Here is a 17,587-nt window from a genome sequence, read left to right on the forward strand (position 1 = left end):
CATGCCCGGGTTCGAGGTGCTGTACCAGGCGGCGGCGCTCTGCCTGACCTACCCCGACGACGACTTCCGCGCCCGGCTGCCGCTGCTGCGCGAGGCGGCCCCGCAGCTGCGCGGATTCACCGACCACGCGGCCGTCACCTCCCACGGCGAACTCCAGGCGCACTACGTGGAGGTCTTCGACTTCAAGAACCGGCACAGCCTGTACCTGAGCTGGTGGACCGACGGCGACACCCGCAACCGCGGCATGTCCCTGGTCCGCTTCAAGCAGCTGTACCGCGCCCACGGCCTGGAGTTCACCGGCGAGGAGCTGCCGGACTTCCTGCCGGCGGTCCTGGAGTTCGCCTCCCGCACCGGGGACATCGGCATGCTGACCGAGCACCGCGACGCCCTGGACCAGCTGCGCTCCCGGCTGACCGCGTTCGGCACGCCCTACGCGTGCGTGCTGGACGCCGTGTGCGCCACCCTGCCGCCCGCCCCCACCGGAGCCCGCCGATGAACGTCTTCCTCTGGGGTGTCCTGCCCTACGCCGCCTTCGCCCTGCTCGTCGCGGGCCTGGTGTGGCGCCACCGCTACGACCGCTTCGGCTGGACGACCCGCTCCTCGCAGGTCTACGAGTCCAAGCTGCTGAACATCGCCTCGCCGGTCTTCCACTACGGCATCCTCTTCGTGCTCGTGGGCCACCTGATCGGGCTGTTCGTCCCGGCGTCCTGGACCGGGGCGGTCGGCGTCAGCGAGCACGCGTACCACCTGTTCTCCCTGTACGGCGGCACCCTGGCCGGGGTCCTCACGGTCGCCGGGATCGGGATGCTGGTCTACCGGCGGCGCACCAAGGCGCCGGTCTTCCGCGCCACGACGGCCAACGACAAGTTCATGTACGTCTTCCTGCTCGGCGCGATCGTGCTGGGCATGATCGCCAAGCTCTCCGACACCTCGGGCGACGGCTACGACTACCGGAGCACCATCGCCCCCTGGTCGCGCAGCCTGTTCACCCTGAACCCGAAGGTGGAGCTGATGGAGGGCGTGCCGGTGCTCTACCACGTGCACGCGGTCATCGGCATGATCCTGATCGCCCTGGTCCCCTACACGCGCCTGGTGCACATGTTCAGCGCGCCCCTCCAGTACCTGACCCGCCCGTACGTGGTGTACCGGTCGCGCGACCCCAGGCAGCTGGGGCCGCGCCCGGACCGGCGGGGCTGGGAGCGCACGGGCTCCTAGCGGTGCTAGGCCAGCTTGGCGGTGAGGGTGATGGTGGTGCCGGTCAGGGCCTGGCTGACCGGGCAGTTCTTCTTGGCGTCCTCGGCGGCGGCGGTGAACGCCTCCTCGTCGAGGCCGGGGACGGTGCCCTCCACGGTCAGGTGGATGCCCTTGATGCCCTCGCCGGGCTGGAAGGTGACGTCGGCGGAGGTGGTGAGCCTGGTGGGCGGGGTGCCGGCGCCGGCCAGGCCGTGCGACAGCGCCATGGAGAAGCAGCTGGAGTGGGCGGCGGCGATCAGCTCCTCGGGGCTGGTCTTGCCGTTCGCCTGCTCGGCGCGCGACGGCCACGACACCGGCTGCTCGCCGATGCCGGACGAGTCGAAGGTGACGACACCGCTGCCCTCGAGCAGGTTGCCTTCCCAGACGGTGTGTGCGGAGCGCGTGGTTGCCACGGCGGTTCCTCTCGAATTCACTTGCTGGACTGGGGCGGTGGAAGCCCGTGCCCGGGTTTCCGCCCCCATCCGATCACACTCCGGCCCGGCCCACCCTGCGGGCCGCCATGACCGCGTAGACGAGTACGCCCGCGAAGAGGAACAGCACCCCCTGGTAGACCGCCGCGTAGCCGGCGCCCGCCACGAGCCACAGCGAGAAGCCGGCGGCCACCGAGGCGATCACGAGGTCCCTGACCAGGCGGCCCCGGTCGACCTGCTCGCCCCGTCCGGAGACCAGGTGGAAGATCTGGGCGGTGGCCGCCAGCAGGTAGGGCACGGTCGCGGTGAAGGTGGTGACCAGGACGAGGACCTCGAAGACCTTCGCCGAACCCGACGTGTAGTTGTAGACGGTGAGCAGGGAGGCGAGGACGACGGTGACGGCGACGCCGGTCGTCGGGACGCCGCGCCGCCTGCGCGCGAACGCGGCCGGGAAAAGGCCGTCCTTCGCGGCGGCGTACGGGGTCTGGGCGCTGAGCAGGGTCCAGCCGTTGAGGCAGCCGGTCATCGAGACCAGTGCGGCCAGCGCGACGGCCCAGCCGCCCCACGCGCCGCCGAACATGGCGTTGACCGCGTCGGAGAAGGGGGCCGTGGAGTCGACCAGGCGGTCGTGGGAGACGGTGCCGAAGACCGAGAGCGTGCCCAGCAGGTAGACGAGGGCGGCGCCGGCGGTGCCGATGACCGTGGCGCGGCCGACGGTGCGGCGCGGGTCCCTCACCTCGCCGGCGCTGACCGCGGCGGACTCCACGCCCAGGTAGGAGAAGAGCAGGATCGCGGCGGCGGCGGAGACCGCGCCGATGCCGCTGCCGCCGCTCGCGTTGAACGGGCCGAGGTTGTCCGCGTCGAAGAAGAACAGCCCGCCGACGGCGACGAGCAGCAGCGGCGCGAACTTCAGCACGGTGGCGGTGAGCTGCACGGCGCCCACGTACCGGGTGCCGGCGAAGTTGGCGAGCGCGGGCAGCCACTGGACGACGAGGGCGGCCAGGCAGGCGCTCCAGCGGTGGTCGCCGACCGGGATCAGGACGTCGAGGTAGCCGACGGCGGCCACGGCGAGGGCCGCGTTGGACACCCAGGTGGTGATCCAGTACGTCCAGGCCGCGAGGAATCCGGCGAAGTCGCCGAAGGCGCCGCGGGCGTAGACGTAGGGACCGCCGGTGCGCGGGTCGCGGGCGGCGAGGCGGCCGAAGACGAGGGCGAGCGCGATGGCGCCGACGGTCAGGACGCCGAAGGCGAGCAGGCTGACGGTGCCGAAGGGCGCGACCGAGGCGGGCAGCAGGAAGATCCCGCCGCCGATGATGTTGCCCATGACCAGGGCGGTGGCGACGGGGAGCCCGAAGCGGCGGGCGTGCCGGCCGTCGCGGGCGGTGGGTTCGGGGGCCGCGGGGGTCTCCTGCGGATCCGGAGCCGGTGGGGGGACGGTCCCGGTGTCGTGCATGGGGTGGTGCGCCTCTCATGGAACTGGTGCCCGGGATCGCCGGGACGGCGCCCATGGTCGGGCAGAGTCCGGCACGGCTCCAAATCAGGCGCTTTTGTCCTGCACGAACCCGTCCGCCACGGGAAAAGGTGCGCTCTCGACGACGTTCGGCCGTGGATCGTCCAGCGGCACCTGCGGGCCGTTCGACTCGCGCAGCCAGCGGCGCAGCACCCGGTGGACCTGTTCGGCGCCGACGATCTCCCCGCCGTCCTCGACCGGTTCGGACAGCACGGCCGGTGACAGCAGGAAGGCGCGCGACTGGGCGCCGCCGAGCCCGCCGTGGGAGCCGATCTGCTCCTCGAAGGCGAGGACCTCGCCGTCGGCCGGGTCGTGGAAGGAGTTGACCATGATGTCGGCGGTGTGCGGGAAGGTGTGGGTGCGCCGTACCGCGTCGGCGGCGCCGGGGCCGAAGGGGGCGAGCGGTCCGGGCTCCTCGTCGAGCCGGTCCAGGGGTATCTCGGCGCCGCGCGCGCCCAGCACCACGCCGCCGTGCCGCTCGCTGCGCACCAGCAGGAACCCGATGCCGGGGTGGTTGGCGAGGGTGGGCAGCAGTGCGGGGTGCCGGGCGTCGATCTCCTCCCTGGTCATCCGGTGCGGCACGTCCGGGAAGGAGACCAGGCCCAGGTTGCCGGAGGCCAGCACGATCGGCTCGGAGCGGCGTCCGGCGGGGGTGTCGGCGGGCCGCTGCTGGGCGGCCGCCTCCTCGACGGGGCGGTGCAGGGCAGCGCGGACGGTGTTGCGGGCCTCGGCGCCGCTGCGGGTGCGCTGGGCGCGGCGCGGCACGGGCAGGCCGCAGCCGGCCCGGACCAGGTCGCCGAGGGTGAGTCCGTAGCGGGCGCGGAAGGTCTCGCCGGGGCTCTGGCCGTGGTCGGACAGGACGACGACGCGGTAGGACCGGGGGGCGTGCTCGGCGACCTTCTCGATCAGGGCGAGGGAGCGGTCGAGGCGCTGGAGGACCTTGAGGGCGTCCCGGCCGCGCGGTCCGGAGTGGTGCGCCACCTCGTCGTAGGCGACCAGGTCGGCGTAGACGGCGGTGCGGCCGGCGAGCATGTCGCCCATCACCGCGGAGACGACGACGTCGCGTTCGACGACGGTCGCGAAGGCGCGGACGAAGGGGTAGAGGCCGCCGCGGGAGACGCGCGGGCGGACCTTGTGGGCCCGGGCCCGGGTGGACTGGCCGATCTCCCGGCCCACCTCGGCGATGAAGGACATCGCGGTGCGCACGGCGTTGGCCGGGTCGGAGAAGTAGGCGAAGTAGCCGGACCGGGAGCGGGTCTCGCGGCTGCGGCGGCGGGTGGCGATGGACAGGACGAGGGCCTGCTCGTCGGCGCCGCCGCCGAACAGGTTGCCGCGGCTGGCCCCGTCCAGGCTGAGCAGTCCGCCGTCGCCGGTGCGCCGCACGGCGCGGTACTGGAGTTCGGCGGCGCTGGTCGGGCGGTTGCAGACGACGACCTCGCCGCTGTCCTTCTCGTACCAGCGGAAGGCGGGCACGTCGTGGTTGCTGCCGTGCAGGATGCCGAGCTGGCTGGCGCCGGTCTGGCTGGACCAGTCGGTGCGCCAGGGGGCCAGCCGGTGGCTCGCGGAGGCGCCGTCGCGGCCGAGCCAGCGGGCGACGGTGGGCATGGCGCCGGCGTCGACGGCCTCCAGCAGCACGTCGTGGCCCACGCCGTCGAGTTGCAGGAAGAGGGTGCCGGGGCCGGCCGGGCAGGGCGGGCCGGATCTGCGGCGGCGGTCGGCGAGGCGGTAGAGCCGGCGGCGGTAGGCGTCGTCGTCGCGCACGGCCAGCGCACCGCCGGTCGCGGAGGCGACGGCGGACATGACGGCGGCGACCACGACCGCGGTCTCGGGGGCGACCCCGCCGCGGCCGGCCGGGTTGACGTCGATGGCGAGGAGCAGCAGCCCGCCGTTGAGGAAGAAGACCAGCAGCCCGAGGACCAGGGCGGGCACCAGGAGCAGCAGCCGCACCATGAGCGGCCACACCAGGGCGGAGAGCAGGCCGAAGGCCCCGGCGCCGACCGCGGCGGTCATGGCGATGTCGGTCGCGCTGTCCCCGTCGGGCGACTGGAGCCGGAAGTCCGGCAGGATGCCCGCGAGCGCGAGCATGGTGAGGGTGGACACGGCCCACACCGCGACACTCCGCCCGATCTGACTGGCGACCCGGCGCCAACGGCCTCCACCCACGCTCCGCACACCTCACGTCCCGGCCCGCAGTCCGGGCCTCCCCACCCTGCCACAACGCCCCGGAGCACCCGAATGTCCCCCTGAGCCCGGTTCACACCCCGAAAGCGACGGTCAGCGGCCGTCGTACCCCGCCGTCGGCATCGACAGCCTGCGGTGCACGCACGCCTTCATCACGGCGTCGTACGCCGGTTCGGCGTGGCCGGCGGTCTCGACGCGGGCTCCGCGCCGCGCGCACTCGGCGGTGAAGTCGTCGACGGAGGAGAGCGCGCTCTCCAGCACCCGCCGGCTGGGGGCCACGAAGAGGTCGCGGCCCGGGCGGACCCCGTCCCACAAGGCGTCGTGGTCCGGGCGCAGCCGGCGCACCAGCAGTTCCCTGGCGACGACGTAGCCGTGTTCCGCCGCCCAGCGCGCGCACATGGCGTGCTGGCTGCGGGAGTCGACCAGGAACGGGTCGTCGTCCAGCAGTTCCAGCGGCGTCAGGCTCGCGATCGCCGTCACCCGCACCGGCCCCATGGTGTCCCCCCTCACCTCCCGTCACCTCCCGTTTTCGCCGCCGACCCTACTCCTGGACGTAGGCTTCGGGGAGTCGCGCGAAGGAGGCAAAGAAGTGCCGGTGGAGCTCACCTGGTGGGGTCACGCCACCTGCACCGTCGAGGACTCGGACGTCCGTGTGCTGACCGATCCCCTGTTCGCCCGCCGGCTGGCCCATCTGCGCCGCAGGCGGGGGGCGGTGCCGCCGCCGGACGCCTGGCGCGCGGACGTGGCGCTGGTGTCCCATCTGCACGCGGACCACCTGCACGTGCCGTCGCTCGCGCGGCTCGCGCCGGGCACGCGCCTGCTCGTGCCCCGGGGCGCGCGGCGGGCGGTGCCGGGGCTGCGGCGGCTCGGGCACCTGGAGGTCGCGGAGGTGGCGCCCGGCGACGTGGTGCGCGTCGGTGACCTGCGGATCCGGGCGGTGCCCGCACAGCACGACGGGCGGCGGCTGCCGGTGGGACGGCACCGCGCCCCGGCACTCGGCTTCGTCGTGGAGGGCGAGGCGCGGACGTACTTCGCCGGGGACACCGGCCTGTTCGACGGCATGGAGAAGGAGGTCGGGCCGGTCGACGCGGCGCTGCTGCCGGTGGGCGGCTGGGGCCCGTACCTCGGGGCGGAGCACCTGGACGCGGGGCGGGCGGCCGAGGCGCTGGCCCGGCTCGCGCCGCGGACGGCCGTGCCGGTGCACTACGGCACGTACTGGCCGATCGGGATGGACGCCGTGCGCCCCCATGAATTCCACACGCCGGGGGACGAGTTCGTGCGCCTGTCGGCGCTGCGCGCGCCGGGGGTGGCGGTGCACCGTCTGGGGCACGGCGAGAGTGTGCGGGTGGAGGTCGCGCGGTGAACTGGCTGGACGCCGCCACGACGAGCATGACGAGCATCCCGACGGAGCCGACGCAGCAGGCGTTCGGCTATCCGTCGCTGTTCCTGCTGGTGCTGATCGGGGCGCTGGTGCCGGTGGTGCCGACGGGGGCGCTGGTGAGTTCGGCGGCCGTGGTGGCGATGCACCAGTCGCTGCCGTTCTCGATGCTCATGGTGTTCGCGACGGCGTCGCTGGCCGCCTTCTGCGGGGACATGGCGCTGTACTGGCTGGGCCGGCGCGGGGTCGGCTCGAAGAACGGCTCGCGCTGGCTGGAGGCGATCCGGTCCCGGGCGCCGGAGGACCGGCTGGAGCAGGCGCAGGACAAGCTCGCCGAGCACGACGTCGCGGTGCTGGTCCTGTCCCGGCTGGTGCCGGCCGGGCGCATACCGGTGATGCTGGCCTGTCTGCTGGCCGAGTGGCCGCTGCGCCGCTTCGCCCACGGCAACCTCCCGGCCTGCCTGGCCTGGGCGGCGACGTACCAGCTCATCGGCGTCCTGAGCGGCGCCCTGTTCAGCAAGCCCTGGGAGGGCGTGGCCGCGGCCATCGCCCTGACGGTGCTGGTCAGCGCGGCCCCTTCGCTGTGGCGGCGCTTCCGCGGCCCGGCGAAGGCGTAGGGCTCCGGCGGGGGCGCAGGGGCCGGCCGGGGTTCGGGGGTCCGGGTTCGAGGGGGGCCGGGATCACTCCAGTACCCGAGAGGCTCCCACCGGCAGGTCCCACAGGTCCTCCCGGGGCAGTCCCGCGGCCTGCCAGGCCGCGCGGGTCCGGGTGAGGGGTTCGAGCACCGGTTCGGCGGAGAGGACGAACGTCCCCCAGTGCATCGGCGCCATGCGGCGGGCGCCCACGTCCTGCGCCGCGCGGACCGCTTCCTCCGGGTCGCAGTGCACGTCGCTGAGCCACCAGCGGGGGTCGTAGGCGCCCACGGGGAGCAGCGCGAGGTCGATGCCCGGGTAGCGGCGGCCGATCCGGGTGAACCAGTGGCCGTACCCGGTGTCGCCGGCGAAGTAGACGCGGCGGCCGTCGGGCGCGGTGAGCACCCAGCCGCCCCACAGGGTGCGGCAGGTGTCGGCGAGGCTGCGCTTGGACCAGTGGTGCGCCGGGACGAAGTCGAAGCGCACTCCCGCCCGTCGCCCGCCACCGCCCTTGCCGGAGGCGCCGTCGAATCCGTCCCTCGGACGCAGTTCGGTCGCCTCCCACCAGTCCAGTTCGGTGACGTGGGTGAAGCGGCGGCGGTGGAACCAGCGGCCCAGCCCGGCGGGCACCAGGACGGGCGTGTCGCGCGGGAGCCTGCGCAGGGTCGGGGCGTCCAGGTGGTCGTAGTGGTTGTGGCTGATGACGACGGCGTCCACGCGGGGCAGGGCGCTCCACGGGACTCCGACGGGCGTGATCCGGGCGGGGGTGCCGAGGATGCGGCGGGACCAGACGGGGTCGGTGAGCACGGTGAGCCCGCCGATGCTCACCACCCAACTGGCGTGCCCGGCCCACGTGACGGCGACGGTGTCCGCGTCGACGCGGGGCAGCGGACCCGGGGCACAGGGCAGCCGGGGGATGTCGGCGAGGCCCTCGCGGCCGGGGCGGACCGCGCCCTCGCGGGCGAATCTGGCCAGCGCCCGCAGGCCGGGCAGCGGGGCGGTCAGCCGGTCGTGGAAGGTCCGCGGCCACACCCGGTGTTCGGCGGGCGGCCGGGGGTCGGCGAGCGGGGGGTGGGGGGCCGGACGGGAGGACGCGGCCGGGGGCGTCCCGGTGGCCCCGTCCGTGGCGGGGGTGCTCGCGGTCGACCGGGGCTGCTGCGTCATCGAGGAGGCTCCCATCGCTGAGCGTCGCGCAGACCGCCGAAGACCGACCCGAGTGCGGTCAACGCCCGTCGCACGTGTGGCAGTTCCAACGGATCCGGGGACGTGAGGACGTCCACGCGCCCCACGTCGTCCCGCCCGCCGCCGTCGGCGTCCGGGACCGCCCCGAGCAGCGGGCCCGTGGACAGGCGCACGCGCAGGGCGGCGAGGTCGTCGCCGAAGCGGTGGCCGCCGGGGGCGGGCAGGCCGAGGCGGGCGGAGAGGAAGTCCTCCAGTTCCTGCGCGTCGCCGACCCCCTCCGCGCCGAGGGCGTCGCGCAGCGGGCCGAGGTCGGCGTACAGGTGCCGTCCGGCCTGCGGGGGGCGCGCGGTCGCGCCCGCGTCGACGACGGCCGCGTGCAGGGCGGCGGCCACGCGCGCGTGCAGGCGTGCGGCGGCCGAGCGGCGGGCGGTGACCGGTTCGGGCTCGTCCAGCGCGTACCCGGCCGCGGCGGCGACGGGCGCCGCCACGCCCGCCCCAAGCGCGGTGAGGACGTCGAGCACGCGCGCGTGCAGACCGCCGCCGGCCGCGGACGCCGGGAAGCGGGCGACGGCGGCCGGCCAGGCGGGCGGGAGCAGCCCCCCGGCGAGGTCCGTGACGACGGTGACCCGCTCGGGCAGCATCTCGGCGGGGCTGAGGACCACCGTGGCGTGCGGGTCGTGCAGGGTGTCGCGCCAGGTCTCGTCGCTGACCAGGTGCAGTCCCTCGCCCGCGGCCGCCTCGACGGTCTCGTGCAGCAGTTCGGGCGGCGCGACGGTGCCGGTGGGGTCGTCGGCGACGGCCAGTACGAGCAGGCGGGGGTCTCCGCCCTCGGCGCGGACCCGGCGGACGGTCTCCAGGAGGGCGTAGGGGTCGGGTACGCCGCCGCTCTCGGCCGGCGTCGGTACGTGGAAGACGCGCCGGCCGAGCAGCCGCGCGTCCGGCGCCCACCAGGCGGCGCAGGGGCGGGGCACCAGGACGTCGCCGCCGAGCGCGGCGGTCAGCGCCACCAGCAGGGCGTGCGCCCCGGGGGCCGCGGCCACCCGGCCGGGTTCGGCGGGCAGGCCCCGGCGGTACCAGTAGCCGCTCGCGGCGGCCGTGAGACCGGGGCCGCCGCCGACCGGCTCGGCCTGCGGGCGGTCGGCCGCGGAGGCGAGGACGGCGGCCAGCTCGGGCAGCACCGGCAGCCCGTCGTCGGGCAGGTGCGGGCCGTACCGGACCGGGCCGTGGCCCACGGCGTCGTGGCCTTCGGGGTCCGTGCGCCGCATGCGTACCTCCGCGCGGGTGCGTACTGCCCTGTCCGTGCCGTGCCCTGCCCCGTGTTCCCCGTTCGCCCCGTTTCCCTCGTTTGCCTCGGAGTGCCCCTCCGCGCGGGGCGACGCGTTGCGCACCGGTCGTCGGTCCCTGTACCCATCCGGCACACCGGCCATGGCTCCGCGGCCCGTCGTCCGCGTCACACGGGCCGGCGGCCGCCGGGGTCAGCGCCCGCCGTCCTCCCCGCGCAGCCGCAGCCGCAGCCGGTGGGCGGCCGCCGCGCAGGCGCCGGCGATCAGGACGCCGCCCGCGACCAGGGCGGGCACCGAGTCGCCGAAGGTGCCGCCGGCGCCGGCCCGTACGCCGTGCTCCGCCGGCACGTCGCCGCAGGGCTTCCTTCCGGCACCGGTACCGGCACCCGCCCCGGCCCCGGAGTACTCACCGTGCGGGTCCGCGGTCTCGGGGCACGGCGGCTCGGTGGGGCAGGGCGTGCCGTGCGCGGGAGCCTCGCCGTGGGAGGCGGCCGGGGGGCACGCGGGCTTGGCGGTGCCGCTCTCGCCCGCGACCGCGCCCGGTCCGTTCATGGTCGCGCTCCACGGGTCGCCCTCGCCGCCCGTCGCGTCGGGGCAGGAGCCGTCGACGGTCAGGTCCTCGCCCAGGGCGCCCTCGGGCTCCTCGACGGCCGCCTCGTCCTCGACGCCGCCCTCGCCCTCGGCGTCCCCGGCGTCCTCTGCGGCGACTATCCGGGCGGTGCCCCGGTAGGCGGGTCCGGCGCCCGCCGCCGCCTCGCCCCGCACCTTGCGCAGCGCGACGGTGCCCTCGTCGAAGGCCGGGGAGGTGGCGTCCAGCGTGTCGGGCGCGGCGCCGCCGGTCGGGGCGCAGGAGACCGACACGGTGACGGTGCCGCCGGGGGTGACGTCGGCGGGGCTCACCTCGGCGGCGGCCCGGCCGGCCCCGGACGCGGGTTCGTCGGCGGCGGGCGGTGGTACGGGCTCGTCCGCCGCCGGCGGTGGTACGGGTTCCTCCGCCACGGGCGGCGGCACGGGCTCCCCGGCGCCCGCGGGCGGCGGCGGGACGCCCGGGTCCGCCGCTCCCGGCACCGCGAGGACGCCGAGGGCGGCGCTGGACAGGACGGCCACGGACAGGGCGCGGGCGGTGCGGCGCATGGGACGGGCTCCTTCGAGCTGCGGCGTCGGGGGCACGGCACTCGCGCCCCTCGGCCATCACAGCCCGCCCGCCCCCGGTCCGCGCGCCACCGTGCGCCGTTCGCGCGAACGGGCCGCCCGGGCGGGTGAGCCCGAGGTTTGGGAACCCCGGGCCGCGGTCCCGGAACGGCCCCGCGGCGGAGCGGCCGTCAGGCCCCCGGATCCCGCAGCACCTGCTCCCGCACCCGGTCGCAGCAGCGGCTGATCAGGCGGGAGACGTGCATCTGGGAGATGCCCAGCTGCTCGGCGATGCTGCTCTGCGTCATGTCGTCGAAGAACCGCATGTAGAGGATGGCCCGCTCGCGGTCGGGCAGCTCGGCCAGGCGCTCCTTGACGGCCTCGCGGTCGACGACGGTGTCGAGGGCCGGGTCGGGCCCGCCGAGGGCGTCGCCGAGCGAGTAGCCGTCCTCGCTGCCGGGCAGCTCCGCGTCCAGGGAGAGGGCGGTGAAGCTCTCCAGCGCCTCCAGACCGGCCCGGACGTCGTCCTCGCCCAGGTCGGCGTGTTCGGCGATCTCGGCCACGGTGGGCGTGCGGCCCGGGATGGTCTGGGAGAGTTCCTGGCGGGCGAAGCGCACCCGGTTGCGCAGTTCCTGCACCCGGCGCGGCACGTGCAGGGTCCACATGTGGTCGCGGAAGTGGCGCTTGATCTCGCCGGTGATGGTCGGCACGGCGTAGCTCTCGAAGGCGTTGCCGCGTTCGGGGTCGTACCGGTCGACCGCCTTGACCAGGCCGAGGGCGGCGACCTGGCGGAGGTCCTCGTAGCTCTCGCCGCGGCTGCGGAAGCGTCCCGCGAGCCGTTCGGCCATGGGCAGCCAGGCCTCCACGATCCGGCCGCGGACCGCGTCGCGCTCCGGGCCGTCGGGAAGGGTGCTGAGCCGGCGGAACGCGTCCGCGGTGTCGGGGGCGTCGTCGTGCGGATGCTTCACGCTGGCGTGGATCGGCATGTGCGTCGCAACTCCTTCGGAGCGCGGGGCCGGTCGTCGGTACGGGGGCGGGCCCTCGGGCACGGCCCGTGCGGGGCGGCCGGAGTCCGTGAACCTCCGGCGCGCCGGACGGACGCCACCGGTGCGACGACACGACCCTGGGGGTCGGGCGGTCACCCGTGGGAGGGCGTCCGGGCCCGGACGGTCACGTCCGGGGCGGCGCAGCCGCTCCCACGGACGTGCCTCCTGTCCGAAGCACTGACCTTGCCCCTGCCCCCTCGCACCCGTCCCAAACACTTCCCCTCGCGCGACGCACGAACGGGTGCCACGCGCCGTCCCCGGGCCGCGGCGGCGCGTGGGACCGCGTCAGCGGCCGCGCGGCCTGCTGAAGCGGACCATGTTCCCGGCCGGGTCGCGGAAGGCGCAGTCGCGGACGCCGTAGGGCTGGTCGACGGGTTCCTGGAGCACCTCGGCGCCCGCGGCCCGGATGTGCTCGAAGGTGGCGTCCACGTCGCCGGTGGTGAAGTTCAGGCCGCGGAGCATGCCCTTGGCCAGCAGTTCGGCCACGGCGTCCCGGTCGGCGGCCGAGGCGCCCGGCTCGGCGAGCGGGGGTTCGAGGACGATGTCCACGTCGGGCTGGGCCGGGGAGCCGACGGTCACCCAGCGCATCCCCTCGAAGGCGACGTCGTCGCGGACCTCCATCCCGAGGACGTCCCGGTAGAAGGCGAGCGCCGTGTCGTGGTCGTCGACGGCTATGAAGCACTGCGACAGGTTGATGTCCATGCGCGTCACGCTACGGGCGGGCGCGCGGGTGCCGCTTCTCCGTTCCTGACCGGCCGGGTGTACACCTTGGCGACGCAGGCGGGGATGGCGGCGCCGTCCGTGTGGTCGCGCTCCCGGTAGGCGCTGGGGCTCTCGCCGACCAGCTCGGTGAAGCGCGAGCTGAAGGAGCCCAGCGACGTACAGCCGACCGCGAAGCAGACCTCCGTGACGGACAGGTCGCCGCGCCGCAGCAGGGCCTTGGCGCGCTCGATGCGGCGGGTCATCAGGTAGCTGTACGGCGTCTCCCCGTAGGCGGCGCGGAAGCTGCGGGAGAAGTGGCCCGCCGACATGAGGGCGACCCGGGCCAGCGCCGGCACGTCGAGCGGCTCGGCGTACTCGCGGTCCATCAGGTCGCGTGCCCGGCGCAGCCGGGCCAGGTCCTCCAGGCTCGTCACGCTCCCACGATCCCACAGCGCCGGCCGCCGGCGGTACCGGCGCCGTGGGCCGGCGGTCAGGCGCCCACGTAGGCCGCGAGGTGCTCGCCGGTGAGGGTGGAACGGTCGGCGACGAGGTCGGCGGGGGTGCCCTCGAAGACGACGCGGCCGCCGTCGTGGCCGGCGCCGGGGCCGAGGTCGATGATCCAGTCGGCGTGCGCCATGACGGCCTGGTGGTGCTCGATGACGATGACCGACTTGCCGGCGTCCACGAGACGGTCCAGCAGCCCGAGGAGCTGCTCCACGTCGGCGAGGTGCAGGCCGGTGGTGGGCTCGTCGAGTACGTAGACGCCGCCCTTGTCGCCCATGTGGGTGGCCAGCTTGAGCCGCTGGCGCTCGCCGCCGGAGAGCGTGGTGAGGGGCTGGCCGAGGGTGAGGTAGCCGAGGCCGACGTCGGCGAGCCGTTCGAGGATCTTGTGCGCGGCGGGGGTGCGCGCCTCGCCGGAGCCGAAGAACTCCTCGGCCTGGGCGACCGACATGGCGAGCACCTCGCTGATGTCCCGGCCGCCGAAGCGGTACTCCAGCACCGCGGGCTGGAACCGCTTGCCCTCGCAGTCCTCGCAGGGGGCGGCGACCCCGGCCATCATGGCGAGGTCGGTGTAGATGACGCCGGCGCCGTTGCAGGTGGGGCAGGCGCCCTCGGAGTTGGCGCTGAACAGGGCCGGCTTGACGCCGTTGGCCTTGGCGAAGGCCTTGCGGATCGGTTCGAGCAGTCCGGTGTAGGTGGCGGGGTTGCTGCGCCGCGAGCCCTTGATCGGGCTCTGGTCGACCGAGACGACGTCGGCGCCGGCCGGGACCGAGCCGTGGATCAGCGAGCTCTTGCCGGAGCCGGCCACGCCGGTGACCACGCAGAGCACGCCGAGCGGGACGTCGACGTCGACGTCCTGGAGGTTGTGCGTGGTGGCGCCGCGGATCTCCAGGGCACCGGTGGACGCGCGGACCGAGTCCTTGAGGGCGGCCCGGTCGTCGAGGTGGCGCCCGGTGACGGTGTCGCCGGCCCGCAGCTCCTCGACAGTGCCCTCGAAGCAGACGGTGCCGCCCGCCGTGCCGGCGCCGGGGCCGAGGTCCACCACGTGGTCGGCGATGGCGATGGCCTCGGGCTTGTGCTCGACGACCAGGACGGTGTTGCCCTTGTCCCGCAGCCGCAGCAGCAGGTCGTTCATCCGCTGGATGTCGTGCGGGTGCAGTCCGATGGTGGGCTCGTCGAAGACGTACGTGGTGTCGGTGAGCGAGGAGCCGAGGTGGCGGATCATCTTGACGCGCTGCGCCTCGCCGCCCGAGAGGGTGCCGGCGGGCCGGTCGAGCGAGAGGTAGCCGAGGCCGATCTCGACGAACGAGTCGAGGGCGTCGCGCAGCGCGCCGAGCAGCGGTGCCACGGAGGGTTCGTCGAGGTCGCGCACCCAGTCGGCCAGGTCCCGGATCTCCATGGCGCAGGCGTCGGCGATGCTGATCTTGCCGATCTTCGAGGAGCGGGCGCCCTCGCTCAGGCGGGTGCCGTCGCACTCGGGGCAGACCGTGAAGGTGACGGCGCGCTCCACGAAGGCCCGGATGTGGGGCTGCATCGCCTCCTTGTCCTTGGACAGGAAGGACTTCTGGATCTTCGGGATCAGGCCCTCGTAGGTGAGGTTGACGCCGTTGACCTTCACCTTGACCGGCTCGCCGTACAGGAAGTCCCGGAGCTGCTTCTCGGTGTACTCGCGGATCGGCTTGTCGGGGTCGACGAAGCCGGACTGGGCGTACACCTGCACGGTCCACTGGCTGTCGGACTTCCAGCCGGGGATGGTGAAGGCGCCCTCGGCGAGCGACTTGGAGTCGTCGTAGAGCTGGGTGAGGTCGATGTCGGAGACGCTGCCGCGGCCCTCGCAGCGGGTGCACATGCCGCCGGTGCGCTCGTAGGTGGCCTTGACCGCCTTCTTGTTGCCGCGCTCCACGGTGATCGCGCCGCTCGCCCGGACCGAGGCGGTGTTGAAGGAGTAGGCGCTCGGCGGACCGATGTGGGGCTCGCCGAGGCGGCTGAAGAGGATGCGCAGCATCGCGTTGACGTCGGTGGCGGTGCCGACGGTGGAGCGGGGGTCGGCACCCATCCGCTGCTGGTCGACGATGATCGCGGTGGTCAGGCCTTCGAGCACGTCGACCTCGGGTCGCGCGAGGGTCGGCATGAAGCCCTGCACGAAGGCGCTGTAGGTCTCGTTGATCAGCCGCTGCGACTCGGCGGCGATGGTGTTGAACACCAGCGAGCTCTTGCCCGAACCGGAGACCCCCGTGAAGACCGTCAGGCGGCGCTTGGGGATCTCGATGCTCACGTCCTTCAGATTGTTCTCGCGGGCGCCGTGCACGCGGATGAGGTCGTGACTGTCGGCGACATGGGGCGCGGGCGCTCCGCCGTCCGTCCTCTTGGCGCTGCTCATCGTGTCTCCGTCCGTCCTGGGGTTCGTGCGAAGGCTGCCGCCCGCGTGTTCCACACGCTAGAGGGGGCGGCGGGGCGCGCGCTTCTCGATTACTGATCCGGTGCCGCGCGGCGGGAATCGGAAGGGACTCGTCCGGGTGGATCCGTGTCGGCCGTCGGCGTCCGGGTACGCGGGCGGCACCCCTGAAGATCTGGAGGGAGACATGCAGCGAGGCAGCGACCGGATGAGCGCCCACCGCGACGACGAGATGAAGCACGAGCTCCAGGGTCTGCTCAGGTCCGGGCATCCCACCCGCACCGAGGAGTGGCACGGCCCGGAGCCGCCGGCGGAGGACGATCCGGACGTCACCCACGGGCCCGTGACGCCGGGCCGCGGACCGACGTACCTGGAGGCCCTGCGGCTCGAACTGGCCCGGAACCTGACCCGGGGCAGCTTTCCCGCGGGGCCGCGGGAACTGACCCGCACCCTGCGCCACGGCAACGCGCCCGACGCCCTGGTCGGGGAAGTGGACCGGCTGCCGGACCGGGCGCGCTACGGCAACGTCCAGGAACTGGCGGTGGCCCTCACCGAGGCCGGCCCGACGCGACCGGGCGGCGCGTAGGCGCCGCAAGGAGCGGTCCCGTGACCGACCGTGTGAAGGACGTGATGACCCCGGGCGTGGCCGCCGTCCGCCCGGGGTCCTCGCTGGTCGAGGCGGCGCGGCTGATGCGTACCCAGAACGTCGGCGACGTGGTGGTCGCGGACGGGCAGGAGGTCGTCGGCATGCTCACCGACCGCGACATCGCGGTGCGGGCGGTGGCGCGGGGCGTCGACCCGATGGCGGTGAGCGCCGGGGCGGTCTGTGATCGCGACCCGCCCTCGGTGGCCCCGGACGACCCCGTCGCGCGGGCGGCGGCGCTGCTGCGGGAGCACGGCCTGCGCCGGGTGCCGGTCGTCGAGGACGGTCTGCCCGTCGGGACGGTGGGCCTCGGTGATCTGCCGGAGGCTCCGGACCCCGGATCCGCGCCCGCGCGCATCACCCGGCCGGAACCGGACACCCGGTCCGGGGCCTGACCCGGGCCGGACGAGACATACGCGCGCGGGCGGCGACACCGGCCGGCGCGCCAGGAAAGGAACCCGAACCCCATGCGCATCGCATTCCTCACCGCGCCCGAGGGCGTGGAACAGGTCGAACTGACCGAGCCGTGGCAGGCGGCGAAGGACGCGGGTCACGAGCCGGTGCTCGTGTCCACGCAGTCCGGAAAGGTTCAGGGATTCAACCACCTGGACAAGGCGGACACGTTCTCCGTGGACGAGGTGGTGGGCGAGACGTCCGCCGACTCGTTCGGCGGGCTGGTGCTGCCCGGCGGGGTGGCCAACCCCGACTTCCTGCGGACCGACGAGAAGGCCGTGGCGTTCGTCAGGGACTTCTTCGCACGGGGCACGCCGGTGGCGGCGATCTGCCACGCGCCGTGGACCCTCATCGAGGCGGACGTCGTGCGCGGCCGGGTGCTGACCTCCTGGCCCAGTCTCCGCACCGATCTGCGAAATGCCGGTGCCACCTGGGTGGACGAGCAGGTCAAGGTCTGCGACCACGGCGACAGCACCCTGGTCACCAGCCGCAAGCCGGACGACCTGAAGGCGTTCTGCGAGACCTTCCTCGCCGAGTTCGCCAAGGCGGCCGGCTGACCGGAGCGTCCCGCGGCCGGTCCGGCGCCCCGTTCCTCAGGGGGTGACGGGCCGGCCGCAGCCGCGTTCGCGGGCGCCCTCGCGGGTGCGGCCCGGGGCGACCGGGCGCCGCGGATTGCGGCGCAGCCACTCGCCCTCCAGGCGCGCCATGCGGTCGTTGTGGGCCCGCAGCGCGTCGTTGGACCCGTACAGCAGGGTGTCGTGGCGCGTGCGGTGGATGGTCTCCAGCTCCTTCATGAGCTGCTGGTCGTCCAGCCGGCCCGGGTCCACACCGGTCATCGTGCCCCCTATGGCGGCTATGTCGTGTTCGTTCATGCGGTCCGGGTACC

The 17,587-nt window shown here is 74.5% G+C and carries 19 protein-coding genes; 7 read left to right on the top strand and 12 right to left on the bottom strand.

Annotated features, from left to right (window positions below; all coding sequences use genetic code 11):
* Window position 1 precedes the first annotated feature (1 nt).
* Together narJ and narI are read left to right on the top strand one after the other, a co-directional pair.
* Window positions 2-496 carry a nitrate reductase molybdenum cofactor assembly chaperone gene (narJ, locus tag IE108_RS14780; RefSeq protein WP_064730663.1) on the top strand — a complete coding sequence of 165 codons (495 nt, stop codon included), beginning with the start codon at window positions 2-4 and terminating at the stop codon, window positions 494-496.
* Window positions 493-1,215 carry a respiratory nitrate reductase subunit gamma gene (gene narI / locus IE108_RS14785; RefSeq protein WP_064730662.1) on the top strand — a complete coding sequence of 241 codons (723 nt, stop codon included), beginning with the start codon at window positions 493-495 and terminating at the stop codon, window positions 1,213-1,215. Before narJ ends, narI begins: the two co-directional genes overlap by 4 nt.
* A 5-nt stretch (window positions 1,216-1,220) precedes the next feature.
* Here the strand turns inward: narI and IE108_RS14790 are convergent, their stop codons facing one another.
* From IE108_RS14790 to IE108_RS14805, 4 genes are all read right to left on the bottom strand, one after another.
* Window positions 1,221-1,646, bottom strand: coding sequence for an OsmC family protein (locus IE108_RS14790; RefSeq protein ID WP_064730661.1), 426 nt, complete (start codon window positions 1,644-1,646; stop codon window positions 1,221-1,223).
* Between the two features lie 73 nt (window positions 1,647-1,719).
* Window positions 1,720-3,117, bottom strand: coding sequence for an amino acid permease (locus IE108_RS14795; protein WP_064730660.1), 1,398 nt, complete (start codon window positions 3,115-3,117; stop codon window positions 1,720-1,722).
* Between the two features lie 84 nt (window positions 3,118-3,201).
* Window positions 3,202-5,346, bottom strand: coding sequence for a phage holin family protein (locus IE108_RS14800; RefSeq protein WP_064730659.1), 2,145 nt, complete (start codon window positions 5,344-5,346; stop codon window positions 3,202-3,204).
* A 102-nt stretch (window positions 5,347-5,448) separates the two neighbouring features.
* Window positions 5,449-5,850: a hypothetical protein gene (locus tag IE108_RS14805; RefSeq protein ID WP_064730658.1), complete on the bottom strand. Its 402-nt coding sequence runs from the start codon at window positions 5,848-5,850 to the stop codon at window positions 5,449-5,451.
* A gap of 94 nt (window positions 5,851-5,944) precedes the next feature.
* On the opposite strand from IE108_RS14805, the gene IE108_RS14810 reads away from it, so the two are divergent.
* Both IE108_RS14810 and IE108_RS14815 read left to right on the top strand, forming a co-directional pair.
* Window positions 5,945-6,718 carry an MBL fold metallo-hydrolase gene (locus IE108_RS14810; RefSeq protein ID WP_064730657.1) on the top strand — a complete coding sequence of 258 codons (774 nt, stop codon included), beginning with the start codon at window positions 5,945-5,947 and terminating at the stop codon, window positions 6,716-6,718.
* On the top strand, window positions 6,715-7,350 hold the full coding sequence (locus IE108_RS14815; protein WP_064730656.1) for a DedA family protein: 636 nt from the start codon (window positions 6,715-6,717) through the stop codon (window positions 7,348-7,350). The genes IE108_RS14810 and IE108_RS14815 overlap by 4 nt, the downstream gene beginning before the upstream one ends.
* A gap of 63 nt (window positions 7,351-7,413) precedes the next feature.
* Here the strand turns inward: IE108_RS14815 and IE108_RS14820 are convergent, their stop codons facing one another.
* The 7 genes from IE108_RS14820 to IE108_RS14850 all read right to left on the bottom strand — a co-directional run bounded on the left by IE108_RS14820 (window position 7,414) and on the right by IE108_RS14850 (window position 15,590).
* The gene (locus IE108_RS14820; RefSeq protein WP_064730655.1) at window positions 7,414-8,529 is read right to left on the bottom strand and encodes an MBL fold metallo-hydrolase; all 1,116 of its coding nucleotides are present in this window, start codon (window positions 8,527-8,529) and stop codon (window positions 7,414-7,416) included.
* On the bottom strand, window positions 8,526-9,812 hold the full coding sequence (locus IE108_RS14825; RefSeq protein WP_064730654.1) for an aminotransferase class I/II-fold pyridoxal phosphate-dependent enzyme: 1,287 nt from the start codon (window positions 9,810-9,812) through the stop codon (window positions 8,526-8,528). Before IE108_RS14825 ends, IE108_RS14820 begins: the two co-directional genes overlap by 4 nt.
* A gap of 210 nt (window positions 9,813-10,022) precedes the next feature.
* On the bottom strand, window positions 10,023-10,964 hold the full coding sequence (locus tag IE108_RS14830) for a hypothetical protein (RefSeq protein WP_064730653.1): 942 nt from the start codon (window positions 10,962-10,964) through the stop codon (window positions 10,023-10,025).
* Window positions 10,965-11,152: 188 nt separating this feature from the next.
* The gene (locus IE108_RS14835; RefSeq protein ID WP_064730652.1) at window positions 11,153-11,947 is read right to left on the bottom strand and encodes an RNA polymerase sigma factor SigF; all 795 of its coding nucleotides are present in this window, start codon (window positions 11,945-11,947) and stop codon (window positions 11,153-11,155) included.
* Between the two features lie 345 nt (window positions 11,948-12,292).
* Window positions 12,293-12,709 carry a VOC family protein gene (locus IE108_RS14840; RefSeq protein ID WP_064732039.1) on the bottom strand — a complete coding sequence of 139 codons (417 nt, stop codon included), beginning with the start codon at window positions 12,707-12,709 and terminating at the stop codon, window positions 12,293-12,295.
* A gap of 5 nt (window positions 12,710-12,714) precedes the next feature.
* Window positions 12,715-13,143, bottom strand: coding sequence for a helix-turn-helix transcriptional regulator (locus IE108_RS14845; protein WP_064730651.1), 429 nt, complete (start codon window positions 13,141-13,143; stop codon window positions 12,715-12,717).
* A 56-nt stretch (window positions 13,144-13,199) separates the two neighbouring features.
* Window positions 13,200-15,590 (bottom strand): ATP-binding cassette domain-containing protein, encoded by a 2,391-nt coding sequence (locus IE108_RS14850; protein ID WP_064730650.1) that lies wholly within the window; start codon window positions 15,588-15,590, stop codon window positions 13,200-13,202.
* Between the two features lie 202 nt (window positions 15,591-15,792).
* On the opposite strand from IE108_RS14850, the gene IE108_RS14855 reads away from it, so the two are divergent.
* The 3 genes from IE108_RS14855 (at window position 15,793) to IE108_RS14865 (ending at window position 17,258) form a co-directional block, all read left to right on the top strand.
* Entirely contained in the window at window positions 15,793-16,191 is a 399-nt protein-coding gene (locus tag IE108_RS14855; protein ID WP_064730649.1) for a DUF2795 domain-containing protein, read from the top strand.
* Between the two features lie 20 nt (window positions 16,192-16,211).
* On the top strand, window positions 16,212-16,643 hold the full coding sequence (locus IE108_RS14860) for a CBS domain-containing protein (protein ID WP_064730648.1): 432 nt from the start codon (window positions 16,212-16,214) through the stop codon (window positions 16,641-16,643).
* A gap of 72 nt (window positions 16,644-16,715) precedes the next feature.
* Window positions 16,716-17,258, top strand: coding sequence for a type 1 glutamine amidotransferase domain-containing protein (locus IE108_RS14865; protein ID WP_064730647.1), 543 nt, complete (start codon window positions 16,716-16,718; stop codon window positions 17,256-17,258).
* Between the two features lie 36 nt (window positions 17,259-17,294).
* On the opposite strand, the gene IE108_RS14870 is transcribed toward IE108_RS14865, so the two are convergent.
* Complete coding sequence (locus IE108_RS14870; RefSeq protein WP_064730646.1) at window positions 17,295-17,573, bottom strand: DUF6158 family protein; 279 nt, start codon at window positions 17,571-17,573, stop codon at window positions 17,295-17,297.
* Between the last annotated feature and the right edge of the window lie 14 nt (window positions 17,574-17,587).

It is taken from the genome of Streptomyces parvulus, assembly GCF_014648855.1.
In the GTDB taxonomy this organism is placed as follows: domain Bacteria; phylum Actinomycetota; class Actinomycetes; order Streptomycetales; family Streptomycetaceae; genus Streptomyces; species Streptomyces parvulus.